Below are 25334 nucleotides of genomic sequence, written 5' to 3' on the forward strand. Positions count from 1 at the left end.
TCACTTAGAGTTAAATACCCATTAAGAGATGCTTAAAGGTTGGTTATATTGTTTTTTTTATAATTTAATCTCTAATTAGGTTAAAATTCCACATTTAAAATCAAACGCTAAAAATCAAACTTTCATATACAAAAATATTCTCTTAATACATTGATCTTAATCACATTTATATGACGTGACTACCTGTATCGTTTATTTGTATTTATTCACTAAAGCTCAGTTCTGGCTCTCTGAACTGATTTGTTAACTTAAATTTAATAATAAGGATAGATAAATGAGACGGATTCTTACATTTTTTACTCTATGTTTAATTGTATTTAGTAGTCAGGCTAAAGGCTTCATGAATAGTTCGAGCTATAAGGGCTACACAGAAACGAAATATCCCATTGTTTTAGTCCATGGGCTGTTTGGTTTTGATTCCATTTTGGGTATTGATTATTTTTATGGTGTTACCCGTGCTCTAAGTAAAAGTGGTGCTGAGGTGTATGTGGCTCAAGTATCTGCGGCGAATACTACCGAAGTTCGTGGCGAGCAGTTATTAGCACAGGTTGAACAGATTTTAGCAGCTACTGGTGCTGATAAAGTTAACTTAATTGGTCATAGCCATGGCGGGCCGACATCACGTTATGTGGCATCTGTAGCGCCACAATACGTGGCGTCAGTAACGAGCATTGGTGGTGTGAATAAAGGATCTCGTGTTGCAGATATTTTACGTGGTGAGGTGCCAGAGGGGTCGGTATCTGAAAAATTAATATCTTCTATGGCTAATGGTTTAAGTAAGTTAATTACTTTTCTTTCTCGTGGAGGGCAGCTACCACAAGATTCAGTTGCTGCATTAGAAGCGTTAACAACTAAAAACTCACTAAAATTTAATGAATCGTATCCAGAAGGTGTGCCTACAACCGCATGTGGTGAAGGTGATTATGTTGCTGGAAATGGGGTTTACTATTACTCATGGAGCGGTAGTTCTAACTTTACTAATGTGTTAGATCCAATGGATTTAGCGCTTACTCTGACTGGTAAGGCTTTTAATGTTCCAAATGATGGTCTTGTTTCTTCGTGCAGTTCACGCTTAGGTAAAGTAATTCGCGATAATTATAGAATGAATCATATGGATGAAGTTAATCAAACTTTGGGTCTTCATCATTTATTTGAAACTGATCCAAAAACTTTATATCGTCAACATGCTAACCGTTTAAAACTACAAGGTTTATAGAAATGAAAAAGATCGTATTAACGCTGGTAGTTTTAATCGTAGTCGTTACTGCGATCTTTATCTATAAAAACAACACTAATAAGCAAATACAAGCGAAATCGTTCCAGTCAAAATCGCAGCAGGATACTGCTATTGATTCAAAATTTGATCGCGATACATTTGAATATTTTTTATCGGGATTAGGTGAGGTTGAGTTGGATGATTTACAAGCGAAATTTATACAGTTTAATTCGCAGCGTCCTGCTGACTCACAAATAGATAAGGTATTATTTCAGCAATATATTAACTATAAGACCTATTTACAGACACTAGAATCTAATGCTAGCTCTGATGAATTTGGTTTAGAGGATCTGTTAGCGTTAAATGATCTATTACTTGCTGCTCAGCTTCAGTTTTTTACACCGGAACAACAAAAAGATCTGTTCGCAGAAGAAAACCAGCTTAGAACGATGACATTGAAAAAGCTAGAGCTTCAGCAAGTTGCAGCGTCGGAAGAGGAGTTTAATGTACTATGGCAACAAGAATTACAGTTGCTTCCTGTAGAAGAGCAGGTAGTGTATAAAAATGCGGCCTTAATGGGGTCGTTAGCAGATACTAAAGGGTTGGATACGCAAGAAAAGTATTTAATACGTCAAGAGCTAGTCGGAGCTGAAGGGGCACAGCGTTTAGCTCAATTAGATGAAAAAAATAATACGTTCAGTACCCAGCTTGATGATTATTTTGTTGAGCGCCAAGTGCTAATGGCGGATGACAACTTAACGGATGAAGAGCTAGAATTCGCGATAACAGACTTACGTGAGGCTAACTTTTCTTCTCAACAACAACGCCGGATTAAAGCGTTGGAACGGATTCATGATGTTAATACAGAATCATAGTCATTAATAAATGCGAAAGGTCTTTTGTGAGTAATTGTTTTATTTGTAGATTTACTCGTCGAGTATCATATACCATTATAAACCAGCTATTTGGTGCTAGTTCACCGAATACATAGCTGGTTGCTCTGCTTTCCAGTCGAACACATGCTGAATAAATGCCTGAACTCTAGCAGGCTGTTTGTCTCTATCCCGGTACATCAAAATAACCTGGCGATCTTGGCCAGACCAGTCTGGTAGTATCGGTACCAAGCCATGACCCTTATGCTGTTCTCCATTAAAGTAATAAGGTGGCATCCAGCTGATTCCCATACCTTCTTTAACAGCATCTCTGACCAACAACACATCATTTGATTTAAACGAAAACTCAGTACTGATCTCATAAACCTCGTCAGTTTGCTTATGACGCATAATCCAACTGGGGGAGGTACTGACTGACAGTAATTTATGATCCAGTAAATTTGAAGGGTGATGAATAGTGGGGTGTTGGTCCAGATAAAGGGTCGATGCACAAAGAGCAAATGAGCTTTGCCAGAGATCACGAGCAATCCAGTCTGGCTCCTGAGCATCTCCAACTCGGAATGCGACATCGACTTGCTCGGTGGTGAGATTAATCTTTTCGTTCTGTACCTGTAAATCGATACTGATGGACGGATGTTTCAGGTAAAAATCATAGATGCAGTGTTTGAGCCAGGCCTGTGTCATATTCATTGGCGCTGTAATTTTAATGTGCCCCTCAAGTTGCTGCCGGTCAATTTCAATAAGTTGCTTCACATTATGTAATCCATTAATAAATGGCTGACATAACTGACAGTAGCGGATGCCATCACTGGTTAGGGAGAAATGATGAGCACTCCTTTCGATTAGCCTGCAGTTGAGTTGCTGCTCCAACCGTTTTAGCCTACGACTGAGGGTAGCCAATGGTATGTCTAGTTTCTTTGCTGCAACGGTCAGGTTTTGATACTGAGAGATTTGTACGAAAAGGTACAAATCATCCAATGAGTGATTTCTCATTTTTGATAACTAAGCTCTTAAATCTGTCTATTAACAAACAATTATGCAATCTATATTCTGTTCGCACAAGTCATTAGATAGGTAACACAATGAGAAATAATTATAAAATCTGGCTGGGCGCGGTATTGGCTATTTTTTTCTGGGGGAGTAACTTTAATGCTATTAGTGCGTTAAGCCCAGAATTAACCCCTATCACAGCGGCTGCAATTCGTTTTTCGATAGCGGTGTTGGCCCTCCTTATTCTACGCTTATTATCGAAACATCCTGAATCGATACTGTCAAATAAGGACAAAGGCTATCTGCTGTTACTCTCTATTATTGGGGTGTTCATCCAAAACAGCGCCTTGTTTTTGGCGATGCGGTATACTTCGGCTGTCAACGGATCTGTTATTATGGCGAACATGCCACTCGCTGGTCTGTTGCTTTCTGCACTATTATTACGTACTCGGATCACCTTTTACCATATCGTTGGTATCTGTATTAGTCTGTTTGGTGTGTTGTTGGTGATCACCGATGGAAACTGGCACCAGATATACTTGAGGAAGGGCGATCTTCTCGTTGTTTTAGCCTTGGCTGGTGGTTGTTTGTATACAATTCTGGCGAAAAAATGGGTACCGCATGTACCTGTACCTCAGTTTGTCAGGTGGACATTGGGACTCGGACTAATACAAATGTTATTAACTGCTTGCTGGCTTGAATCCCCTGTTGATGCTTACCAAAACATGACACTGAAGGATCTCGTATTACTGTCCTACATGGGGATTTTAGGTACTTTAGTCGCTTACTTTTTATGGATGAAGGCAACTCAAACAATTGGACCACAAAAAGTAACATCTATGTTTAACCTTATTCCAATGTTTACTTTACTGATTAGCATGTCCATGGGTACGCAGCCTCATCTAATACAGTTAACTGGGATTACCTGTATTACGGTCGGAGTCATTTTTGCTAATGCTTACCCGTCACTGAAACGGATATTCATATCGTTTAAACCGCAATATACAATTAAGCACCGTAGCTTAAAGTAACATTTATATAAAGGGCTCCCCTTCTTATTGTGCAGAAGTGGAGCTACATGATTTATACTAATCTTCATTCGCTTTTAAATAAAGATCTATACTCGGCAGGAATACCCTATATATATCAGTATTTTTTTTGTTTGCTGATGTGGCAAAGCCTTTACTTGAATAAAACCATTCATTAATCGTTGCATTTGAGTTTTTAATAATTATTTTTGCTTCAAATGTAGGCCTACGCTTTGTAAAGATACGATCTTTTTTAGATAAATTAATTTCTAATTTTTGTATAATTGAAGGATCAACGAGCTCTTTTATTTCCTTTCCTTTTAGGTTGTATATGGTCACTGTTTTAGTCGACGTATTAACAACCGAATGTGTTGATTGACACGCTGTTATTAGGATTGAAAAACATAAAATAGGGGTTAGTTTCCAATATTTTTTTTTCATTATTCACCTTTTCTATCGTAATCAAGGCACTGTAAAGAGACAGTGCCTTGGCTTTTTTACCGCTATTTGTTACGTCTAAATAATGTAAGTAAGCCGAGAGTTAGTATACTAAATATCCCAAAGCTACCTCCACTCGTGTTTTCTTCTAGCTTTACTGGTTGTGGTGTCATCGTATTGATATTATTGACTTTAACCGTGATCTCTTCAGTTGACATAGTACTTTTTGAGTCAGACACTACTATCTCGAATATGAGTTCAGTAGAGGCTGACACGTCAGGAGCAATAAAATTGGCTCTGGCTTTGTCTGCATTTATCAGCACAACATCAGGACCTGAAATTTGTGTCCAATTGAATGTTAGTACACTATTTTCAGGGTCAGTGCTATTACTTGCATCTAATACAACATTTTCTTTTTCGTGAATTGAAATGTTGAGATCCGGAATATTTATCACAGGTGGTTGGTTTGCTGGCATCTTACAGCTAAAAGCGCTGGAAATGATCTTCCAACTAATTAATTCACCTGTGCCGATTGAGTCAATATCAGCAACATTTAATGTCCAAGTCCCGTTCGTGTCTTCCCCTCGAAATACAGAGAGACTTTCAACTGGCGTTAGTGTTAATGGGTAATTACCTTGTATATTTGCGCTGTAATCACCAGACTTACTGGCTTTCAATTTAACTTGGGTACCATGAGGAGAAGTTAAGAGTAGTGTTATATCCCCTGAATAAGGATGAGATATATTAACCTCCACTGAGATGGAACTATTTGGTGCGCTATTTGTTAACGTGAGTTGATCATTGATACCTGAATTATCATTATCTGGTATGGCTTTATTGGGTGTTGATTGTTGGGAGACAAGCTTTCCAGGTTTTCCTGTAGGAATCAAGAAACTAAAATTGTGGGTCCTTGGACTATTGTTATATTGATATTGGGCAGATAGTGTAAGTGGTATTTCTGCACCGCAAATATGGTTATGTGGAATTGTAAATTGATAATTTTTTAGGTTATTATCTATAGAGTTAGCGATTAAGTCAGGATAACGGCTTGAAGGTTGATTAATATCTATATTTGATGAACTAGATAATGAGCCAATTATACCAGATAGTGTTGCAGGTGACTTATTATTCAATGGAATTTGTATATTAACGGTTTCACCTGGTTCGGCAGTTACATCGTTACCTGAACTGAGGATTATAACGGGTTTAGCCTTCATGGTTTCAAGTATATTTACTTGGCTAAAGTGTTTAAAGAAAACCCTCGCGTGCGGCTTAGAAGGAAAGAGTTTTTGAGCTGTGCTTACGATTGAGTTCGCTAGATCTGGCATCGTTAAACCCTGGCCCAATCCAAATTGTGATTCTAATATAATAGTATCAATTTCGGATCTGGGGATCCCGAGATCTAATAGTTCTAAGTGAGCTTGTGTAAGCGGTGTAGACCATAGTTCATCACCGTTTTGTCCATTTACTCTGGTATGAGCTGGATAAGTTTTTGTTGGGTCGTAACGAAATGTGGTTCTGTCTGAACGACGTCCGCCCCATGAAATCCCATCCCATGAGAACACTTTTTCAGGTTTAAAAGTACGCCCGTTAGTCGTTGAATAACGGTAAGAGTTTGCCCAGTAATCACCAAATCCCTCACCCATTGCACCAGTATCACCACCAGACCATTGATCATTTATAGACTTATTAATGGCATGCCCATATTCATGAAGAATTACATCACTATCTTCATTATCATCAACGCCACCATGGCCAAATGATAAACGATTCGTTCCTGGGGAGAAATAAGAATTGTCAGCTCCTTTGGCACCGTTTGTATCAACAGCAATCGCATTGAACTGTATGCCTTTCTCTCCTGAATACCCCAAACTTTGAATATAACGTTGGCTTTGATCTATGTGATAGTAAGTCATCGTATCATTAAAAGCATTATCACCTCGTTTGGCTGTCCAGTTTCCACTTTCTGTTGTACTTGGTTCTGTGTTTGGAGCATCCCAGTCTACGATTTTAACCCATGGCCCACTTAGGTGATAGCGCCCATCAATTAAGCTTATCTCGTTAAGCGACCTTGTTACATAAGCGGACGAGAATCTATTTTCCGATGAATTATCTTCAATCGTATTATCTTTTAAATCTATAATTGGATTAGAGGAGAATACTAAAGCTTGGGCATTTATAGATGTTGATATTGCACTATAAGCGTTTGATTTATTATCCTGATGTAGTTCCGCTAACGCATCATCTAATGTTTTATGCTGCTTATTTATTGGAAATGGAGACCATTTCCCATTATTTGAATTTGAGTTGGCATTTTTATTAATAGGTAGATCAATACGCGTAACATTTATAACGCTATTGTCTTTTGCGTTAATGTTAAATTCCCAATCTCCTTGTGGGTTTGAGACCGAGATATTCACTTTATAAGAAAGCTGAAAGGTTGTTCCCATATTTAAATATGTTAATTGGGATGTTGGCTTGATATGTAAAATTCCAGATGCTTGTAGAAATTCCCACGCCGTCTTTATTGCCATATCCGCACTTATATTCTTTTTACTATGAATGTTGCTTTTTTTAAAGACTGGATAAGTATTATTGTAGACACGAGTGATTTGATTATTTTTATTAATGGATACAATTATTGTGCTGCTTTCAACTGGGATGTCGTTTACAAACTGTTTAAAGTAAAAATGCTTAGATATTAGGCTTGATTTGGTTGAGGTTAATTTCAAGCTATTAATGATTGATTCAATCTGGTATCGCTTTTTATTATCCTTGAGATATTGGAACGCTATATCCTGCTGACGTATTGGTAAACCATTTGTATAGGCTGATTTATTTGTTTGCTGTATTGGATTAACGTCTAATTTGACAGAACTACGAAAGTCATTATGTGTCGTATTGGTTGCAAGTTCAGCATAGGAAGGTACTGATAATATTAACGAGAGTGCTGTTGCTATGGCTGTTTTTTTTTTGGATAAATCCATTTTATCTCCAAGTAATCTGCGAGTTGTTTTTATGATTCTTAGCTATATTTCGCGAGAGAGCTTACGAGAAGTGCTTATTTGAGATCAACTCATATTTTATGAACTTTCAGTTACGAAGATATCAACTATTTCATAAGAAAATTACACTTAAAATTATTATATTTCAACCCTGTTATGTATTTAGTTCTTGTTTTATCACAATATTTAATCATCGAGTATTATGCATATCTTATTTTTATCATGCATAGTTTTTAAGTAAAGAACAAACATCAAAGCAGTAATTAATATATTGTTAGCTATGGCAGGATTAGGAGTAACTGTTGTGAATACGACAACATGAGCAGCCGCATTCACTTTTACTCGATATTGAACTAGGATGCTTTTTCTGCGGTCTTTTCTAAGGCCAAGATAAGTATAACTGCAGCAAGCATCGCGACGATAGCATACGCTAACAATGCTGGCTGACCTGTTACTTGTTCGAAGCTAAAGGGTGAAAGGTTACGTTCTAGCAGTGGCACTTCAAGGCCACTTGAATTAGTACGCCAAGTTAACGTTTCTTTCCATGGCCACACTTTACCAAGCGTACCTATCATTAATCCGGTTAAAAACGTCAGTGCGATATCGCGGTAGTGTTTTAGTACCCAGCTAAGCACGTGCGAGAAAGTAAGAATACCAATGACACAACCTGCGGCAAACGTACCTAGGGTGACAATATCGATAGACTTAGCAGCAGCAAGGATCGGTGCATACATACCTAACATTAACAGGATAAAACTACCTGAAATACCCGGTAATATCATGGCACAAATCGCAATTGAGCCAGCAAGTAAAATATTGATCGAGGTTGGCTCAAGATTAAGCGGTTGCAGTACGGTAATGCTATAAGCAAAACCGATACCGATGATGACAGCTACAAAGCGGCTGACTTTCCAGTATTCGACCTGCTTAAACATGTGGTTTACCGAGATGATGATTAAACCGAAGAAGAAAGACCACAGTGGGATAGGATGCGTATGTAACATCCAAGTGATAACACGCGCTAATGTAAAAATACTCGTCAGAATACCCGCTAGTAACACTATCAAGAATGTACCATTGATATAATCAAAAGCCGATTTTAGACCATCCTTTCTAATCATGCCGATTAGGCTTGGAGTAATACGACTAATACTGCCTAACAGAGTATCGTAAATGCCGGTAATGAAGGCAATTGTACCACCTGATACACCTGGTACAACGTCTGCTGCGCCCATCGCCATGCCTTTTATAAAGATAGAAACGTTACTCATGATTCTCCGTATAATTTATTGATTAAAGGTCAAATTTAACAGCATTATAAACTGTTTTAGTGAAAATATGTCATTATCGTAAATACATTTTCCATTTCGCATAAATAGTCTTACACGTTATTTCTTGATCGAAGCTTAAATATAGAAATCGATATAAGTGTGATCCGTCGTCGGTTTTATGTGAAGTTATAAAACGGATTATTTTTGTGGTTACTTTGGTGTTTATTATCAGTGATCACGCTTTTTATCTATGTTCATGCTTAATTGTGATCCCAACTAAATATTTAATATTATTGTATTCTAAATGTCATATTCTTAATTTAACCTCAGATCCGCTATAACAACAATCAAAGGATTTGATGTGAATATACTAAAAAATGTAATAACAGCAACTTGCCTCACTTGTGTTATGAGTGCGTCTGCACTTGCCGACAGTGATATCTACCTTACTAATAATTCTAACCAGACTATGTCTATTCAAGTTAACCATACCGGTTCAGATTTACTTGAAGAAGGCTCTGAATGGAAACAATATGTGCAAACACTTAAACCATGGGAAACTAAAATGGTATTAAGTTTTAATCGCTGGAAAGGGGTTAAGTCAGGTGATACTTATCAGTTCGAAACACTTGTAACTAATGAAAATGGCGAGTCGCTTTCGTTGCTACAACAAGTGAAAGGATATTGGTATAAATCAACACTTGATCATGGTGCTAGTGCCAATGATGTTGCGCTAAAATGGGCGGATGATCGTGATACTTACCGCTATCAATCGCAATATAACAGTAACAGCAAGAGTACTGAAATCGCGTTTAAAGCGAGTGCAACTGGCCGTTATGATGATATTTATTACAGTATCACACCGCAAAAAATTGATGAACAGCCTGTAGCAGACGCAGATACACTCAAAGTCATGTCATATAATGTCTGGGCTCTGCCTGTGATTGCAAAGCACATCGGTGACCGTTTTCAGGAAATTCCGAAGCATTTAAAAGGCTATGATGTACTCATGCTACAGGAAGTCTTTGCTTCTGGTCGTGATGCATTTTTGCGAGATCTTGCTAAAGAATACCCGTATCAAACGAAGATGTTAGATTCTCCTGGGATTAATGTTTACGATGGTGGTGTGACTATTGTGAGTCGCTATCCAATTGTTAATGAAGGGCAGTACGTCTATCCTGATTGCTCTGGTACAGACTGCTTTGCTGATAAAGGCGTAAATTATGCTGAAGTGATCAAAAATGGTCAGGCGTACCATGTATTAGCAACCCATACCGCGTCGTTTGATACTGATACCGCACGTGAATATCGCCAACGCCAATTCCGCCAGATGCGCAATTTTGCACAAGCGCAGAATATTCCAGCCACTGACACAGTTGTCTACGGTGGTGATTTTAATGTGAACAAGCTTAAATTCCCAACTGACTATCACCAGATGTTTGTGAACCTTAGCGCTGATGAACCGCAATATGCAGGTTATACAGAGTCAACGTTCGACCCGCGTATTAATGATTATGCAGGGAGTGCACTATCGGGTGGTGAAAATATCGAATATCTTGATTATGTTGTTGTCAGTAATGAGTTTGCTAAGCGAAATGACAACATAAATACTGTCAAAATACCGCGTACAACGGTTGCTAGTTTATGGAAACATTGGAATCTATCCGACCATTTCCCTGTTAAAGCAGTGATACGTTAATGCGATTGCCACTACTATTAATAAGCGTTGCCTTTATGGGCAGCGTTTATTTCTTCATCACCAATGAAAATAAACTGAACTCAGTTGAGCAAGAAAGTGCATTATCTAAAATCGTAAGTTCAACAATACAACCGACAGACATGGCATCGAATCAAGCTAAAGAACAGGTGCACGTTAAAGAACAGATGCAAGTTAATGAAAATATGCCCGAGCAAGATACCTCATTGCAAGACACACAAGGTCAGACGCTAATGGCGGCGATAACGTCATTTTGGCAGCAATGTCGCAGACATAATAATTGTGATGAATTGTTAGCCGAACAACGGTTGCTACTTGACGATGATCGTTATCAGTTGTTAATTAACTTTCCTGTGAACCTGCAGGAAGAGCAACGTCTGATGGGGGAATCGTTAATCAGTCAGGATGCAAGTTTGGCGGATAAAATCGCCAATGTTAAAGCGATTAGAGAGCAGGTGTGGGGTGATGATGCAGCGCTGTTATTTCAGCAGCAAGATACTTATTATGACTACCTTTTATCGTTATCGGATCCTGATAGTCGATTTAACCAGACCCAGAACGCGGATGATTTTATCAATGAATACAACACTATGTTGGCAGAACGGGCTAATGACTTAGATAGCTTTGCGTTAAGTTCTGATACCGCCAAATATGAAGAGGCATTGCAGTTAATCCCATCGTCTATGCCTGAAGATGAAACAGCCAGAATCAAGGCTGATCTGGCTTCGCAATATCTCACCGCTAGCGAACGACAATCTATTGTTAACCGAGAGCAGCAAGTCGATAAGCAAGAGCAAGAAATAACGGATTACCAGCAAGGATTAAATGAACTTGAGGTAACACTTGCTAATGAACGAGCAACATCAAAGAAAACCATGAATGATGAAGATTGGCAGGTTTATAAAGCGGAACGTTTATATCAATATCGTCTTAACTTTTTTAGTTTTTAGTTTTTAGTTTTTAGTTTGTATTAAAAAGCTTAATGAAAAAGTCATGTTTCCTTCATGTTAACGGTGCAGACTAGATTAACATCTGGGCTATACCAGATGTAATTTTGTGAAGTCGACAAGGAGATGACCATGAAGAAGACGATGATAATGGCGTTATTAACTGTTGGGGTAGGGATGCAAGTACCCTCTGTATTAGCGGCCAATAAAGCCGTGTTATTGGGTATTGATGGGGTGCAATGGGAAAAAGTACAAGTTTTAAATACCCCAAACTTTGATCGCTTAAATATAAACAAAGCGTATACGGGTGGTATGAAAGGTTATGACAATGAGCAGTTAACATCAAGTGGACCTGGCTGGGCGACAATTTTAACGGGTGTTTGGGTTAATAAACATAACGTTGATACTAACAGTGCAGGTTTGGCTAATGCCGATTTCCCCAGTATTTTTAAACGCATTAATGATGCGAACCCGATATTAACTCAAGCGTCATTAGTGCATTGGTCTCCGATTAATACGCAGTTTTTCACTCAAGATATTACTAATGTTGAGCGGGTCGAAAGTGGCATTAGTGATGCGGATGTAACGTCCGCGACAATTAGTGAAATAAATAAAGGCACTGATTTTGTATTTGCACACTTAGATGATCCTGACCATCATGGGCACAGTACGTGTTTTGGTAGCGCTTATAACAAGAGTATTATTACTGCTGATCAGCAATTGGGTGAAATCCTAGACGCAATTGAATCGGCTGAAAAACAAAGTGGCGATAATTGGCTGCTAATGGTAACGACAGATCATGGTCGTGACAGCTTAGGTTGTGGTCATGGTGCGCAGAAGCTGAATCAAAAAACCATCTTTATCGGCAGTAATGAACCCGTTAATGCTGAGCTTACCGAGAAATCGGTTGGTGCAAATAATGATTTTTCAGGACTTTATGGTTACGCGGCACAAACGTCGATTGTACCGACTTTATTAACCCACTTGGGAATTAAGGTTGAGCAAGAATGGAAACTGGATGGTCCATCACTTATCGGTGAGTTAGGTGTTCGAAAATTAGTGGTAAGTACTGATGGTTATTTACAGTGGATAAATGAGAGTGACGATGATATTCACATTTATCGTAATGATATTTTGGTTGATGTATTGCCTGCGCAAAATAATTCGTGGCAAGACAATGCGAATACTCGGTTGGGTACAGTAGATTATGTTCTTTCGAGTAACGCTAATCCAGTCGCTTTTCGAAATAATGTGATGGATGTTAATGCTGGGCTAAGTTGGAGCTTATCGCGAGGCTATTTCTTCCGCAGTGATACGCAATATGTGCGTTATAACAAAGTATTGGATAAAGCAGCAGATGGTTACCCGCGCGCGGTGAATGAGAGTAATTGGCCTGGTCTTGGTGCTTATCGTGAAAACCTTGTCGCCAGTTTCCATAAAGACAGTGACACGGCTTACTTCTTTACTCACGATGGACAATATTTATCTTACGACCTTAATACAGACTCAGTGAGAGACGGTTATCCGAAAGCGGTTGACGCGACCACGTGGTCAGGGCTTGAAGCATATGCTGACAACATCGTTGCCACATTACGCTGGAAAGGTAATAAAGTTTATTTCTTCCTTGATGATGGAAATTATCTACGTTATGACTTAGTTAACGATAGCGTTGACAGTGGTTATCCAAAACCGATAAATGATTCAACTTGGCCTGGTCTGGGGGCTTATGCACAACAGATTACGGCTGCCATTTATTGGGATGATACCCGAGCATATTTCTTCTTGGATGGTCAACGTTATATTCGCTATAGTATAACGCGTGATCGTGCTGATAGTGGTTACCCTAAACCGAACAATGATAGTACATGGCCAGGTTTGTTAGGGATGTAATAGGGCCTAACTTAACAACCAAAACGAGATGCTGTTTTGGTTGTTTTTATATTCGCTAAGCCGTTATTGGACAAAACCGTGTTAGAGCTTAAGATTCAGTGCCTATTATTCGCATTACAGAAACTATGCTAAGTCGATATATAGACGTATTAGGCTCTTCCGCTTGCTTTATTAGTCCGTGATTTGATCAAATTGATACCTTCACAAATTAGAGTTGGTGCCAAATATCCGTGACAACGGGCAGCATAGAGCCTACCAACAAAATGGCCATAATCATATTGAACCAGCGCTGATAAACCCTATTTTCAAGACATTCATGTAGCCAGGTTCCGAATATTAGCCAAATACCAACACACGGGAAAGAAGCGATAAAAAAGGTAGACGCGATGGTCACATTCTGCGATAAAAAGCTGTCTCCTACTGTGGTAAACGCAGACATAGCACCAATGGCCACCACCCAGGCTTTAGCATTCACCCATTGAAACAAGGCTCCTTTTATAAACCCAAACGGCTTCGCTTGCTGGTCGGCTGACCCAACGTCAGTCGCTTTGGCAATTTGCCACGCCAAATAAAGTAAGTATACGGTACCTATCGTTTTTATGGCCAAATCCAAATGGGGAAATAAAATAAACAGTTGACCAAAACCGAGTCCGACGAGTAAAAGCATCACCGCAAAACCAACGCATATCCCTGTCAGTAAGGGCAGGCTTCTTCGTATACCGAAATTTAGCCCTGATGTCATCACCATGATGTTATTCGGGCCCGGTGTTATCGAAGATGTGATGGCAAATAATGCCACAGACAATAAGTATTCCAAACTTAACTCCTTCTGATACTTCCATGTAATTGCAACACTGTATTTAAACCCACTCGTTTTATATGATATATTGAACGAGTGTTTTTTATAATGAACATGAAAAGTTCGTTTGTCAAACAAGTCTATCGTTTTTTATAATGAACGGTGAGGATTCACCGAGGAGATACATCAACCGTCATGACAAAGAATAAACCACCTATTGAGCAAATTGCAGCGACACTTAGCGTAGAAAGACAGCGCTCAGGACTAAGCATTGCGGAAACAGCTCGACGTGCAAGCATAGCCAAATCAACTTTATCTCAATTAGAAAATGGAGTAGGTAACCCTAGTATTGAAACCCTATGGTCCATTTGTGTGGTGCTGGATATCCCTTTTTCACGTCTGATCGAATCACCAACACCAAAGACGAAAGTCATTCGCTATGGTGAAGGTGAATCCGTATTTTCTAAGTGTAAAGACTACCAAGCTACTTTGCTTTCCTCGTGTCCGGCCAATGTAAGTCGTGACATATACTGGATTGAAGTGAGTCTAGGTGAACCTTTCTATTCAAAACCGCACAATCCTGGAGTCATAGAACACGTGATTATAACGAAAGGACGTGCCAGAGTAGGTTTAAAATCAGACGCTTACGTTCTGACTGAAGGGGACTATATTACCTATCCCGGCGACTTGCCGCATATGTTTGAAGCATTAGACGAAAGTACTTGTGCCATGTTGATTTCGGAACACCGATGACCAATAGGATGGGATACTTAGTTAGTTCATTCACTTATTGTCAATAACGTTATACGTAAGGTCATATCAGTTGCAACACTTTAGCCGAAAAATAAGGCGATTTGATGTGACAAAGCAAGGGTGAAACAGAGGAATGTTAGGTTTTTCAATCAATGCATAGCCTAGGTGTCTATAGAATGCGAGTTGGTTCAGGTAAGAGGAATTGGCTATTGAACGATTAATCTCGCTATAATACGCTTTTACAAAGCTTGTTTGGCATGTTGCCGAGACTTTTATTGGGATTTAAATATGACGATTCATACCTTGATGGCCTTTGCTGGCATTGTTTTTTTATTGGCTATTATCCCTGGCCCCAATGCATTACTCATTTTGTATACCTCATTGGCTCAAGGTAAGCGATTTGCGTTCGTTAATATAGTCGGTGTCGGTTTCGGTTTTCTGATTCATGCCTTTGTATCAGCGCAAGGGTTAAGCCTGTTACTGTCACAGTCTGCTGTGGCTTTTAATCTCTTTAAATGGTTAGGGGTCGGTTATTTACTGTGGCTAGGCGTGAGTAATATCAAAAACGGCCTAAAGCTGTCTGAGTTAACATTAGATCCGAATAAACGCGCGATTAATCCGTCTTTACTTAGTAGCTTTACAAAAGGATTGTTAACCAATTTACTCAATCCCAAGATTGTGTTGTTCTATTTGTCTATCTTCCCCCAATTTATTTCGCCACAACATATTTTAGAACAAAGCATGATGCTAGGGCTTGTTCAGGCGTTGGTTGTGGCTAGCTGGTTCCTTGTGGTCATAATTTTTGCTACGAAGCTTAAAGCGTTGCTGACAACACCTAAAATAGCGAAGTGGTTAAACTATGTTAGCGGTGGACTCTTTGTTAGTTTTGGCGTGAGTTTAGCCAGTACTAGGGTGTGATTTTCTCTTTTCTTTATTTTTGTTAACTTAAAATTTGTTGAATTCTTTCAGCTATTCACTGAAAGAATTCGGTATGTTTTTAACGATCACTCCTTTACCACCACTTGAATCGCTATCATGTGGGGAGCCCATCCATTAGTAGCGACGATCATATAATCATTGTTTAACTCTTCAACTAATTGGATTTTTTGATAGTCAGCTAATTTACGGTTAGCACTGATATACTCATTATATAAAGGGATCTTGTTGTAATCTTTGATGTATGCTCGATTCTCTGTTTCATTAAAGAGAGTTATTGTGTATTGACCCGGTGCATTTTTATTTATTTCTCCAGTACTTTTAGCCTCAATGATATTTTTCAGTCCTGTCTCCGTAAATATGACATTGGACTCAAAGCTATGCTTTTTCACAAACATTTCAAAATGACGTGTTGCATTGTAAGATCCATCAGAAGAGTGGATGAACATTGCTCCATTAATTGCTGCCTTAGGGCCTGTTTTTAGGCTGACAATAATGGACGTCACCATAATAATGAAGCCAAAACAAAAAAATGCGGTCCTAATGTTCATGATATTGAATTTCGTCCTTGATTAACTGAGTTATTAATTCTACATCATCACCACTATTTAACATGAAAATGACATTGATTGGTTTGAGAGACTCTTTTAATATAACGAGAGAAAGTGTGTTTTCTACGTGCATAATAACCAATCTAATAGGGGGATGCGTTTTCTGTAATGCCTCTATATAGGGAAGTAAGCGTAGTGAAACTATTTCCCCTCGCTCTTTGTTATCCCAAAACATGGTGAGGCTGGCACTATCTGTTATCGTTTCTGGAACGATTATCGATGTGGTATCAGGAGTATTGATGTCATGCTTTCTTATCGATGGATAAATGAAAGCAATAAGCAGACAAATAACACCACTAATAAATTGCCATGAGTGTAGCCAACTATATTTATTGTCTATTGAATGGTTAGCCATATCCTTTTGAGCTGGGATAGAGGCATCGTGAGTATTCTTTTCTTGCTCACTTGTATCAGGGGATAATATTTTACCCTCAGCTTTTTCTTCGATTAGAGTACGATCAAAAGTAGGATCATCTATGATCTCAACGACACAGCTGTCTAGCTTATAACCTATTTTGGGGATAGTTTTTAGATGTTTTTGATCTTTACCATTATCGTCAATCACATTGCGTATATTACTAATAGCTTGTGCTACTGAACCTTCAGATACATGCTTTCCAGCCCAAGCATATTCTAATAATTTGTGTTTATGTACAATATTTCCCGAATTTTCACATAATAGAAGCAAGACTAAAAAGTCGTGGCTCCCTATGCGTTTTTCTTCATCTGTGATTGTGTTTTTCAACATGGAGTAATCTGAAATAAGAACCCACTGCTTTACTTTATACATAGACACGCCGATATGTTATTTATCATAAAAAGTATAACTTAATTTTTCATGTGAATTAAGGTGTAGATATAGAGTGGGCATAGACTATTACAGAGAGCGATAAATTGAAAGCATAAACCCTAAAAATCATGAGTTTGAGAATTTTTTGATAAATTTAAAGTTTAATTAATATAGTTTTGATATTTAATTTAGGCATACATAAATTGGCCATTATTATTCATGGCCAAGAAAGCGAGGTTAGTCCTGACCAAGGGGCACTGTATAGCTTTTAATTAACGGATTAAAAATCCATTTACTTGCTCAATTATGGTATGTAAGAGAGTGTATAAGGTATGTATGCGTGTGTAAAATTGAGAGATCTAATAAAGCATTCCTATTTTATTTTTGATACTTTCATTTCTAATATTTACATGAACGAGAACACCTTATGGCAATAAAAAAATCGTATATAGCCGCAATGATTATTACTTCTTTATTAGTTGGCTGTAACTCTAGTTCTACTTCTACTTCTACTTCATCAACAGTGACAGTCGTTGGTATTTCATCAGTACCTAAAGCGCTTTCAGATAAATATACGAAAGCGCTTAGGTTTGACCGATATACTGCTGTAATTACACCAAATGGACAGGCAATACATATTATTGCTCAAGATCAGTTAAGCAATAACCAAATAGTCAGAGCTCGTTCGGTTCTAGCTCATTATTTAACGAATTATACTTCATCTAAGTATGGGAGTGATAAGTCTTCGGTTGCTAATAAAATGGCAGGGAATGGTGCGACGTTACTATTACTAAATGGAAGTGATGATGGGAAGAATCCGGCAGCTGAATTAGATGGTCAACCGCTCTATCAAAATGAGATACAAGTTGAAGGAGATGAGTGGTATATCAAGCAAGATTATAAACACCGAGATGCAACATTTGAAGAAATTTTGCATCTGGTTCATGACACTGGTATTGGTGTTGACCAAAATGAAGGGTTTATAGGTTCACTACCTGCATATCAAAGCGATATTCGAAGCGCGCAAGTCGGGGCTATGACAGGTCGTATATGGGGTTTGGGCAATGACAATAAAGATTGGATTGTAGAACTTACAGCTGAAAATAGTTTATCTCAGGAGTATTTTGCAGCTGCTATCGACTCTTATTATGGTTTATGGGGCGCTTGGAAACAGAAAGACTTGAACAGTGGAGGAATGTGGGGAATATATCTAGCAAAAACAAGAGCCGATATTAAAACAAAAGATCCTTTAGGTGCTGCTTTAATAGGGGATTTTTTCCACCCTTATTTAACTTACAATGCTCGAATAGATGAAAGTTTCGATGGGACATTCAGTCTTAGGTATAATGAGTTAAAGCCGTACACAAACCATTCTCGATACTTAAAAGACGTTAGTTTAACGGGTAATAAAAACACGAATGTTGTTGTGAATGAACTCGACAATAACATTACAGGGAATTCAGGTAGTAATACCGTTATATTTTCTGGTGATGTAGGCAATTATACAATAACTAAATTAAGTGGTAACTCATATTTAGTTGAAGATCATAGAGATAGTGGTGATGGAAAGGTAACGCTTCAAAAAATAGAAAGCTTGAAGTTTAATGATGCGATTGAAAAATTGTAAATCCAAATTTTTGGAGGTAATATCTATCAATATTGATAGATATTACTCACTTTATTGTAGGACATCTTAAAGCTCGTTGAACTCATCGAGCCATTCGGTGAAAGAATTAGATACTTGCGTAACACTGCAAGCACCATAGTTAAAAAACCATACCGGCACATCTGTTTGTTGACTTGCACAATCGCTAAGTTTGAAACAAAACATGTTGCCCTTACAATCTGACGCAAACAAAATATGCCCCTTTGGCATGCCGCTCATTTCATATAGCTGTGATAGCGAAGCGACATCTTCCAGGCTTAAAAAATCTTGTACTTCAGAAATATCGGAATTCAAATCACAAATTTTAGTTAATACATTTGGCGTGTGAACCAAGCCATAGGTAGAGATTAAATATTTATATGAGTCCGGTAAAATTCCCTTCAACTTTGATTCAAGCTCTGTAATATCCTGAGTATTGATTGGTACCATGGCGTTTTTACTGCCCCAGTTTTTTACAAATGTATCAATGCTATTCATTTCAAAGTACTCCAAAATCGCTAACGGACTATTACCGTGATTACGATTAAATTCGTCTTAATTTTATAATGAAAACAAGATACACATGATGAGCAGATGATTCAATTTATTATTGATGTATTTATTATTTGTCAGAAAGTATTGCTAAGTAGCGATTAGCTCGCTGTAGATTGCGTTGGAAAGTAGACTGATAATATGTCTAATTCATACTCTAAGTCTTGAGGTAAATAAAACGTCCATCCCTTTCGGACTAATGGCTCAAAAACGTATTTTAAGCATTGAACAACCAAGCAGAGCGACTGCAGAGCATCAATGCCATAGACATATTCACAAAATGACAGCGCTGTAATTTCAACCTTACAGCGGTAATCTGCACCATCAGGTTCTGGAGTGCCAATACAAACTTTCAAGGTTAGTAAGGTATCATCTGGTTTCTTTGTTACATATTCACTCGTGATCAATTGTTGCTCCGTCATGTTCTTCTATCATCAAGATATATTTTAAAATGCCATATTTATACTTATTGCATGCCTCGTATACAGAATAACATCATTTTGCAGTAAACGCCGTTGCGGTATTAACTCGAACAGTAGGCCAAACATAGATTATTTTATATGGGATGATAGGCGTATTTCTCAATCACATTCATATTATCAATGAATACTATATAAATCATCAATTAGACTATATGTATTAGTTTTGGCAAAGTAGCGTTATCGGGTCTGCAAGGACTAAACGGATAAAACATAAGGGAAAATACCATGGCGAATAAACAAGGATTTCATAACAAAAATTTACCTGACATGCGTAATGCTTTCAGTTGGGGGTTGAAATTGAGTGACTTCAAGGAGATATTTTTTGTCACGGGTCATGCCGATTGTAACCCGCAATTTATAACTCAACATCCAGGTGATCCAGTTGCACAGACACGACTTATTCTTGCACAAATGAAGGACTTTCTAGAAGAGGCAGGATTCAGCATCGATGATATCGTGCGCACTGATTGGACATTCGTTAATGAAGTCAGTGGAGAGCAATTTGGTGAAATCGCGGCAGTATGGGAAGAATTTTTGATTGATGTAGAAGTTAAACCTGCCACTGGTACATTACGTTATGTTCAACGCTTAGGTATGGCCGATATGATGGTTGAATATGAAATGATCCTAGCAAGGTAATGCTAGTTGGAGATTTTAGTTATCACACTAGCCCAAATCATTTAAATTAATCCACTCTTGCTATATAGTTTTATCCATACAGTTTTATCAATCGCCGCATTGATTACCATTAGGATGAGAATTTACTTATGGCTGAGTTATTTAAGGACGTTTATTGCCCTGCATTTTATGAGCAATTTTCGGGTGTGTTAATTAAGGTATTACCTGACTTTGATTCCATTAAATTTAACCAAATGATCTTTAATGAACGCTTTGCTGATTATGAACTAAAGCAGCGTATGCATCATACGGCGGAAGTCTTAGATCATTTTATGCCTGAAGATTTTAGCTCTGCTGTTGTAACTCTCAAACGCATTATTGATGAACTGCGTGGACAGGGGATTAAAGAACGCAGTATTGAATATATGTGTTTGCCTGATTATATCGAGACATATGGATTGGACTATTACGACAGTGCTGTCGATTGCTTTGAATATGTAACCCAATACACCAGCTGTGAATTTGCTGTTAGACCTTTCATTATACGTTATCCTGCTAAAATGTTAGTGCAGCTGCAGGCGTGGACTACACACGAGAGTCGCCATGTACGCCGCTTAGCCAGCGAAGGTTCACGACCGAGATTACCTTGGGCGATGGCATTGCCAGCATTTAAAAAAGATCCGACGCCTTTGTTACCCATTTTAACAGCATTGAAATACGATGACTGTGAAGTTGTGAGGCGCAGTGTAGCGAATAATCTCAATGACATTGCTAAAGATAACAGCAATGTAGTAGTGCATGTAGCAACGCTGTGGTTAGGAGATAACGCACTGACAGATAAACTTGTCAAACATGCGTGTCGTACTTTACTCAAGCAAGCTCAGCCAGAGATCATGGCACTGTTTGGCTTTCAACAAGACCTAATCACGCTTACTGAAATGTCGATCACGACACCGGTTGTAAAAGTAGGGGGCAAGCTGACGTTTAACTTCACGATTGATAACACGAGCGGTTCTCCACAAAAATTACGTTTGGAATACGGGCTGTATTATCTTAAAAAGAATGGAACATTGGCTCGAAAAGTATTTAAAATCACTGAACGCGTTATTGCAGGGAATACAGAAGAACAGATAACGCGTCATCAAAGCTTTAAAGTGATCAGTACCCGTGTGTTTCATTTAGGCATGCATAAACTGGCCATTATTATTAATGGCCAGGAAAGCAAGATCAGTACTGAAAAAGAGGCGTTGTATAGCTTTGAATTAACAAGTTGATCGTTTTAATAAGCGAGTGGATGCTCATGACTAAAAGTCACTGAATTTCCATGCGCTAACTTCATTATCCATCATCATAGGGGCGAATAAGTATTGCTTGCTTGCACCGATATCTGCCAAGCCCGGTTTTAAACTTAATACCAATTTACGTTCTTTTCCTTGCAGTTTAAACAGTTCACCAGAAAGCCAGTCACTGACATAGATCGAATCATCCTCTGTCACTATGACCCCATCGAGATTTCCGAGTTTATATCCAGTCGGCACTGTCGATAACTGTTGTTCTACAATGTTTAATTGTAATAGTGAACCAAGTTCGGCGGTCGAAAAGTCGCTGTTCATGCCTTTACCCCAACTGCCCACTAACAGTTCACCTTGCTGTGCATATAAGCCATTAGGATGGGGTAATGCAGTGCTTTTGAACCAAGCTTCAAACTTACCATTTTTGAGTCGATGAATAGTGCCTTCGAGCAAGTCGCTAACATAAATCGTACCGTCAGTTGTCGCTGTTACATCGTTAAGCATTTTAGCGTTTGGTGCTGTATAGCTATCCTCTATCTTACCTGTACTGGTGTTTACCTTGACGAGTTTCTGCATGTCTGCGATATATAAATACTGACCGGATACCGCTAATCCTTTTGGCGCGTCTAATCCTTTAAGCCAATGTTGGTCAACCATTCTTCCGTTTACATTGGCGATGCTGATGTAACCTTGGCCATTAAGCTCCATTGGCTGACCATTAATATTACTAATATAGATAAATTGTCCATCAGTACTGGCGACTACCGACTCCGGTTGGTCTAAGTTGTTTATTGTCCACTCAGGCTGTTTAGCATTTGCGGCGTAGCTCGTGATTGCTGTTGTAATAACGGTGAGGGTTAATGCTGTTTTCTTTATTTTATTCCATTGGCTCATGGTTCAATTCCCTTTAGTTTGTTGATTAAGCACGCCAATTAGGTTATCAATAGTTGAGCACAATTCAATGTGTGCTTAGTTGAGTATTAGGAATTGATACTTATTTTTAACTTTAGGATCAGATCATGGATGAACAACGACAACGTACTGGGCTATTCAGTACGCTTAAACAGGTTTTAAAGTCACAAGGACTACGTTATCGTGACCTTGCTGAACTAATGAATACGTCAGAACCCACGATTAAGCGGTTATTTAAAGATCAGGATTGTAAGTTAAGTCGGTTAATGGATATTTGCAAAGCGATTGGGGTTAACTTTGGTGACTTAGTCGAACTGTCGACTAACAGCCCAACAGAACCAACTGTATTACCTATTGAAATAGAATCTGCGCTGGTGGCAAATAACGGATTAATGTCATTTTTTATGTTATTGATAAGTGACTTTGATTTAAAAGTAATCGCGAAGCAGAATGACTTACTGCAGACAGATATATATCTGTACTTACGTGAATTAGAAAAACTGTCTTTGATTCGATTAGGGCAGGGTAATCACTTTTACTTTGTGGTAAACAGACCGATTAAATGGCGGTCTGATGGACCGATGCACAGTACTTTAGTTAGGGTAAATCAACGTTTTATCAAGGAAGCCATCACTGCACATACCGGCAGTAATTATCCCTTTTACTCTGCTAGTCGATTATTGAGTGCGTCTAGCAGTAAGCAGTTCTATCAGGAAGTTGATAATCTGTACTTTCGTTTTCAGCAGCAAGCGACACTCGATCAAATGTTCTATCCTGCAGAAGAGCTTCAACCGTTTAAGATGGTAGCGACAACAACGCCTTTTGATCTTGCGAATTACTTTAAAGTACCAGGATTTAAAAATTAGCGCGTATCGAATGTCCCCTATATTGAAATAATCTATCTATTAAATCTATTTCGCATTGCGAGTCAGCACATTCGTATCACCAAGTCACGTTGATAGTATCAAAACATTGTTTTGTTGGTTTTTTAGCACGGTTGATAATGTGTGTTCTATTTGATAATGCGTTTATATTAATTTGATTTTTTATTCACATAAGTTTGATGGTGTTTTTATGCTTATTTAGATCTTAAATGTTAACTTTCATGAGTGTTAAATGTCAGCTATTAACGCTAGGTAGACAAGTACTTAACATTAACTAACTGTGTTTAATTACGATCTTTTTATAGTGATATACAAGGAAAGGAATTTCATGAATAAAAAATATTTTAAAATGAGCTATGCAGCTCTATTCGTTGCATCTGGTTTAGCTAATGCAAGTCCAATTGATGGTATTGATGATGCTTATTTCCACGGTGCTGATCAATTTCAAGCATATAAAGACCCAAGAACTGCATGCGATGTTTTCAATCAGAAAGTCAAGTATATTAATAGTGTACTTAGTCAGACTGAAGGTGCTGGACATATTAGCAACCTATGCCAAGCCGTACGGTTTACTGATGGTCAAATTGAAGATACATACTATTTGACGACTGTTAATGGCGCTTACCAAGATGGCAGCAATAGTTACCCTGTTACGGAGCAACTTGATGTTGCCCGTACCATCGACTTATTAATGTTTTCGCAATCGAATAAAACAGACTATGTCGTTATTGTTGATGGTTCTGTCGATGTATCAAAACAGACTGTTAATTACGGTGGTGAAATAAGTTGGTATGACGAAAATGTTCTTCCATTCTTTTGGTACCGGGAAGGATATATTGGGCAAGTTTTCCATGGTAATTCTCAGTTTAATTATATTGCTGGTGAATCTGCATATGCCTCGGCGGAATTTAAAGCTATGCAAGAGACTAATGACGACTCGGAAATTGAGCGTTTAACTTGGAAATATTTAGCTGACACATGCGGTGATGGTGCTATAAATGCAAGCTGTATTCCTCAAGGGAAGGGGTTTGGGAACCAGTTAATTGGTACTGAAACATTTCCATCATCAACCAATGCGGCTGGAAATACGGTTGATATTGCTAATAGTACCTCTTTCAGCTTTAATATTACTGGTGATTTTCAGGCGAGTAAATCAGATGGACCTTCTGCTGGTTTAGGCGTTGGTTTTGGATTCGATCAAACGACATCCTCATCTCAAACACATAATGTATTGACGCTGAAATCTGTAGGTCAAGGTAATGACATTGGTACTGCTGTTACGCAAAAAATCAATACTCTTGCGTTAGGGGCAGCTGCTGAAGATTATCAGGCTAGTAATGATGGCTGGAATCGTGTTGTCAATGCGGCAGAAATTTGGGGTGAAGACCTTTATCGTAGCTATCCTTTAACAAGTTATGAAGCATGGCAAGAGAATTACACAGAGGATTCTAGTTCTTGTACGTCGCAAAACCTTATTTTTGGTAATTCACTTAAAATTGCTCGTACACATTTAAATATGTATGGCTCTAATTGGGATATTGCAGACGAAGATACAAAAATAGCGGATGCTGATTACGGTGTTGTGGTTGCTACAGAATGTACAACTGACCAAAAAGGTCAAACATTCCGTCTTAAAAAAGAAACATTATTATAATAGGGTGATCG

General features: G+C 38.3%; 23 protein-coding genes and 1 pseudogene. 13 read left to right on the plus strand and 11 right to left on the minus strand.

Annotated elements, in window-relative coordinates:
• Positions 1–274: 274 nt before the first annotated feature.
• Entirely contained in the window at positions 275–1216 is a 942-nt protein-coding gene (locus HWV02_RS10085) for a triacylglycerol lipase (RefSeq protein ID WP_211690381.1), read from the plus strand.
• 2 nt (positions 1217–1218) lie between these two features.
• Positions 1219–2091, plus strand: coding sequence for a lipase secretion chaperone (locus HWV02_RS10090; protein WP_211690382.1), 873 nt, complete (start codon positions 1219–1221; stop codon positions 2089–2091).
• Positions 2092–2187: 96 nt separating this feature from the next.
• On the opposite strand, the gene HWV02_RS10095 is transcribed toward HWV02_RS10090, so the two are convergent.
• Together HWV02_RS10095 and HWV02_RS23000 are read right to left on the minus strand one after the other, a co-directional pair.
• Positions 2188–2862, minus strand: a complete 675-nt coding sequence (locus tag HWV02_RS10095; protein WP_255550647.1) for a substrate binding domain-containing protein — start codon at positions 2860–2862, stop codon at positions 2188–2190.
• A gap of 108 nt (positions 2863–2970) precedes the next feature.
• Positions 2971–3102: pseudogene (locus tag HWV02_RS23000) on the minus strand (LysR family transcriptional regulator); the annotation flags it as partial.
• An 89-nt stretch (positions 3103–3191) separates the two neighbouring features.
• Between HWV02_RS23000 and HWV02_RS10100 the strand changes: the two are divergent.
• Positions 3192–4130: a DMT family transporter gene (locus HWV02_RS10100; RefSeq protein WP_211690384.1), complete on the plus strand. Its 939-nt coding sequence runs from the start codon at positions 3192–3194 to the stop codon at positions 4128–4130.
• A gap of 57 nt (positions 4131–4187) precedes the next feature.
• Here the strand turns inward: HWV02_RS10100 and HWV02_RS10105 are convergent, their stop codons facing one another.
• From HWV02_RS10105 to HWV02_RS10115, 3 genes are all read right to left on the minus strand, one after another.
• Complete coding sequence (locus HWV02_RS10105) at positions 4188–4568, minus strand: hypothetical protein (RefSeq protein ID WP_211690385.1); 381 nt, start codon at positions 4566–4568, stop codon at positions 4188–4190.
• Positions 4569–4630: 62 nt separating this feature from the next.
• Complete coding sequence (locus HWV02_RS10110; RefSeq protein WP_211690386.1) at positions 4631–7552, minus strand: proprotein convertase P-domain-containing protein; 2922 nt, start codon at positions 7550–7552, stop codon at positions 4631–4633.
• 371 nt (positions 7553–7923) lie between these two features.
• Positions 7924–8841, minus strand: coding sequence for a DUF368 domain-containing protein (locus tag HWV02_RS10115; protein ID WP_211690387.1), 918 nt, complete (start codon positions 8839–8841; stop codon positions 7924–7926).
• 361 nt (positions 8842–9202) lie between these two features.
• On the opposite strand from HWV02_RS10115, the gene HWV02_RS10120 reads away from it, so the two are divergent.
• The 3 genes from HWV02_RS10120 to HWV02_RS10130 all read left to right on the plus strand — a co-directional run bounded on the left by HWV02_RS10120 (position 9203) and on the right by HWV02_RS10130 (position 13395).
• A complete protein-coding gene (locus HWV02_RS10120) occupies positions 9203–10540 on the plus strand; it encodes a sphingomyelin phosphodiesterase (RefSeq protein WP_255550648.1) in 1338 nt (445 codons plus the stop codon).
• Positions 10540–11508 (plus strand): chromosome segregation ATPase, encoded by a 969-nt coding sequence (locus HWV02_RS10125; protein ID WP_211690388.1) that lies wholly within the window; start codon positions 10540–10542, stop codon positions 11506–11508. Before HWV02_RS10120 ends, HWV02_RS10125 begins: the two co-directional genes overlap by 1 nt.
• 129 nt (positions 11509–11637) lie before the next feature.
• Complete coding sequence (locus tag HWV02_RS10130; RefSeq protein ID WP_211690389.1) at positions 11638–13395, plus strand: hemopexin repeat-containing protein; 1758 nt, start codon at positions 11638–11640, stop codon at positions 13393–13395.
• 208 nt (positions 13396–13603) lie between these two features.
• Here HWV02_RS10130 and HWV02_RS10135 read toward each other — a convergent pair whose 3' ends face one another.
• A complete protein-coding gene (locus HWV02_RS10135; protein ID WP_211690390.1) occupies positions 13604–14212 on the minus strand; it encodes a LysE family translocator in 609 nt (202 codons plus the stop codon).
• Between the two features lie 144 nt (positions 14213–14356).
• Here HWV02_RS10135 and HWV02_RS10140 point away from each other — a divergent pair, with 144 nt between their 5' ends.
• On the plus strand, positions 14357–14947 hold the full coding sequence (locus tag HWV02_RS10140; RefSeq protein ID WP_211690391.1) for a helix-turn-helix domain-containing protein: 591 nt from the start codon (positions 14357–14359) through the stop codon (positions 14945–14947).
• Positions 14948–15235: 288 nt separating this feature from the next.
• Positions 15236–15865, plus strand: a complete 630-nt coding sequence (locus HWV02_RS10145; protein WP_211679534.1) for a LysE family translocator — start codon at positions 15236–15238, stop codon at positions 15863–15865.
• 86 nt (positions 15866–15951) lie between these two features.
• Here the strand turns inward: HWV02_RS10145 and HWV02_RS10150 are convergent, their stop codons facing one another.
• Together HWV02_RS10150 and HWV02_RS10155 are read right to left on the minus strand one after the other, a co-directional pair.
• Entirely contained in the window at positions 15952–16392 is a 441-nt protein-coding gene (locus HWV02_RS10150) for a hypothetical protein (RefSeq protein ID WP_255550649.1), read from the minus strand.
• Positions 16393–16423: 31 nt separating this feature from the next.
• A complete protein-coding gene (locus tag HWV02_RS10155) occupies positions 16424–17284 on the minus strand; it encodes a winged helix-turn-helix domain-containing protein (protein WP_211690393.1) in 861 nt (286 codons plus the stop codon).
• 427 nt (positions 17285–17711) lie between these two features.
• Between HWV02_RS10155 and HWV02_RS10160 the strand changes: the two genes are divergently transcribed.
• Complete coding sequence (locus tag HWV02_RS10160) at positions 17712–18911, plus strand: hypothetical protein (RefSeq protein ID WP_255550650.1); 1200 nt, start codon at positions 17712–17714, stop codon at positions 18909–18911.
• 66 nt (positions 18912–18977) lie between these two features.
• Here the strand turns inward: HWV02_RS10160 and HWV02_RS10165 are convergent, their stop codons facing one another.
• Together HWV02_RS10165 and HWV02_RS10170 are read right to left on the minus strand one after the other, a co-directional pair.
• Positions 18978–19427: an SMI1/KNR4 family protein gene (locus HWV02_RS10165; protein WP_211675221.1), complete on the minus strand. Its 450-nt coding sequence runs from the start codon at positions 19425–19427 to the stop codon at positions 18978–18980.
• Positions 19428–19582: 155 nt separating this feature from the next.
• Positions 19583–19903: a hypothetical protein gene (locus HWV02_RS10170; RefSeq protein ID WP_211690394.1), complete on the minus strand. Its 321-nt coding sequence runs from the start codon at positions 19901–19903 to the stop codon at positions 19583–19585.
• A 285-nt stretch (positions 19904–20188) separates the two neighbouring features.
• Between HWV02_RS10170 and HWV02_RS10175 the strand changes: the two genes are divergently transcribed.
• Together HWV02_RS10175 and HWV02_RS10180 are read left to right on the plus strand one after the other, a co-directional pair.
• On the plus strand, positions 20189–20602 hold the full coding sequence (locus tag HWV02_RS10175) for a RidA family protein (RefSeq protein ID WP_211690395.1): 414 nt from the start codon (positions 20189–20191) through the stop codon (positions 20600–20602).
• Positions 20603–20730: 128 nt separating this feature from the next.
• A complete protein-coding gene (locus HWV02_RS10180) occupies positions 20731–21855 on the plus strand; it encodes a DNA alkylation repair protein (RefSeq protein WP_211690396.1) in 1125 nt (374 codons plus the stop codon).
• 30 nt (positions 21856–21885) lie between these two features.
• Here the strand turns inward: HWV02_RS10180 and HWV02_RS10185 are convergent, their stop codons facing one another.
• A complete protein-coding gene (locus HWV02_RS10185; protein ID WP_211690397.1) occupies positions 21886–22767 on the minus strand; it encodes a hypothetical protein in 882 nt (293 codons plus the stop codon).
• A 125-nt stretch (positions 22768–22892) separates the two neighbouring features.
• On the opposite strand from HWV02_RS10185, the gene HWV02_RS10190 reads away from it, so the two are divergent.
• Positions 22893–23651: a helix-turn-helix transcriptional regulator gene (locus HWV02_RS10190; RefSeq protein WP_211690398.1), complete on the plus strand. Its 759-nt coding sequence runs from the start codon at positions 22893–22895 to the stop codon at positions 23649–23651.
• A gap of 346 nt (positions 23652–23997) precedes the next feature.
• Positions 23998–25323 (plus strand): excinuclease ABC subunit B, encoded by a 1326-nt coding sequence (locus HWV02_RS10195; protein WP_211675225.1) that lies wholly within the window; start codon positions 23998–24000, stop codon positions 25321–25323.
• The last annotated feature ends 11 nt before the right edge of the window (positions 25324–25334 follow it).

Origin of the sequence: Moritella sp. 28 (genome assembly GCF_018219435.1) — a bacterium.
GTDB lineage: Bacteria > Pseudomonadota > Gammaproteobacteria > Enterobacterales > Moritellaceae > Moritella.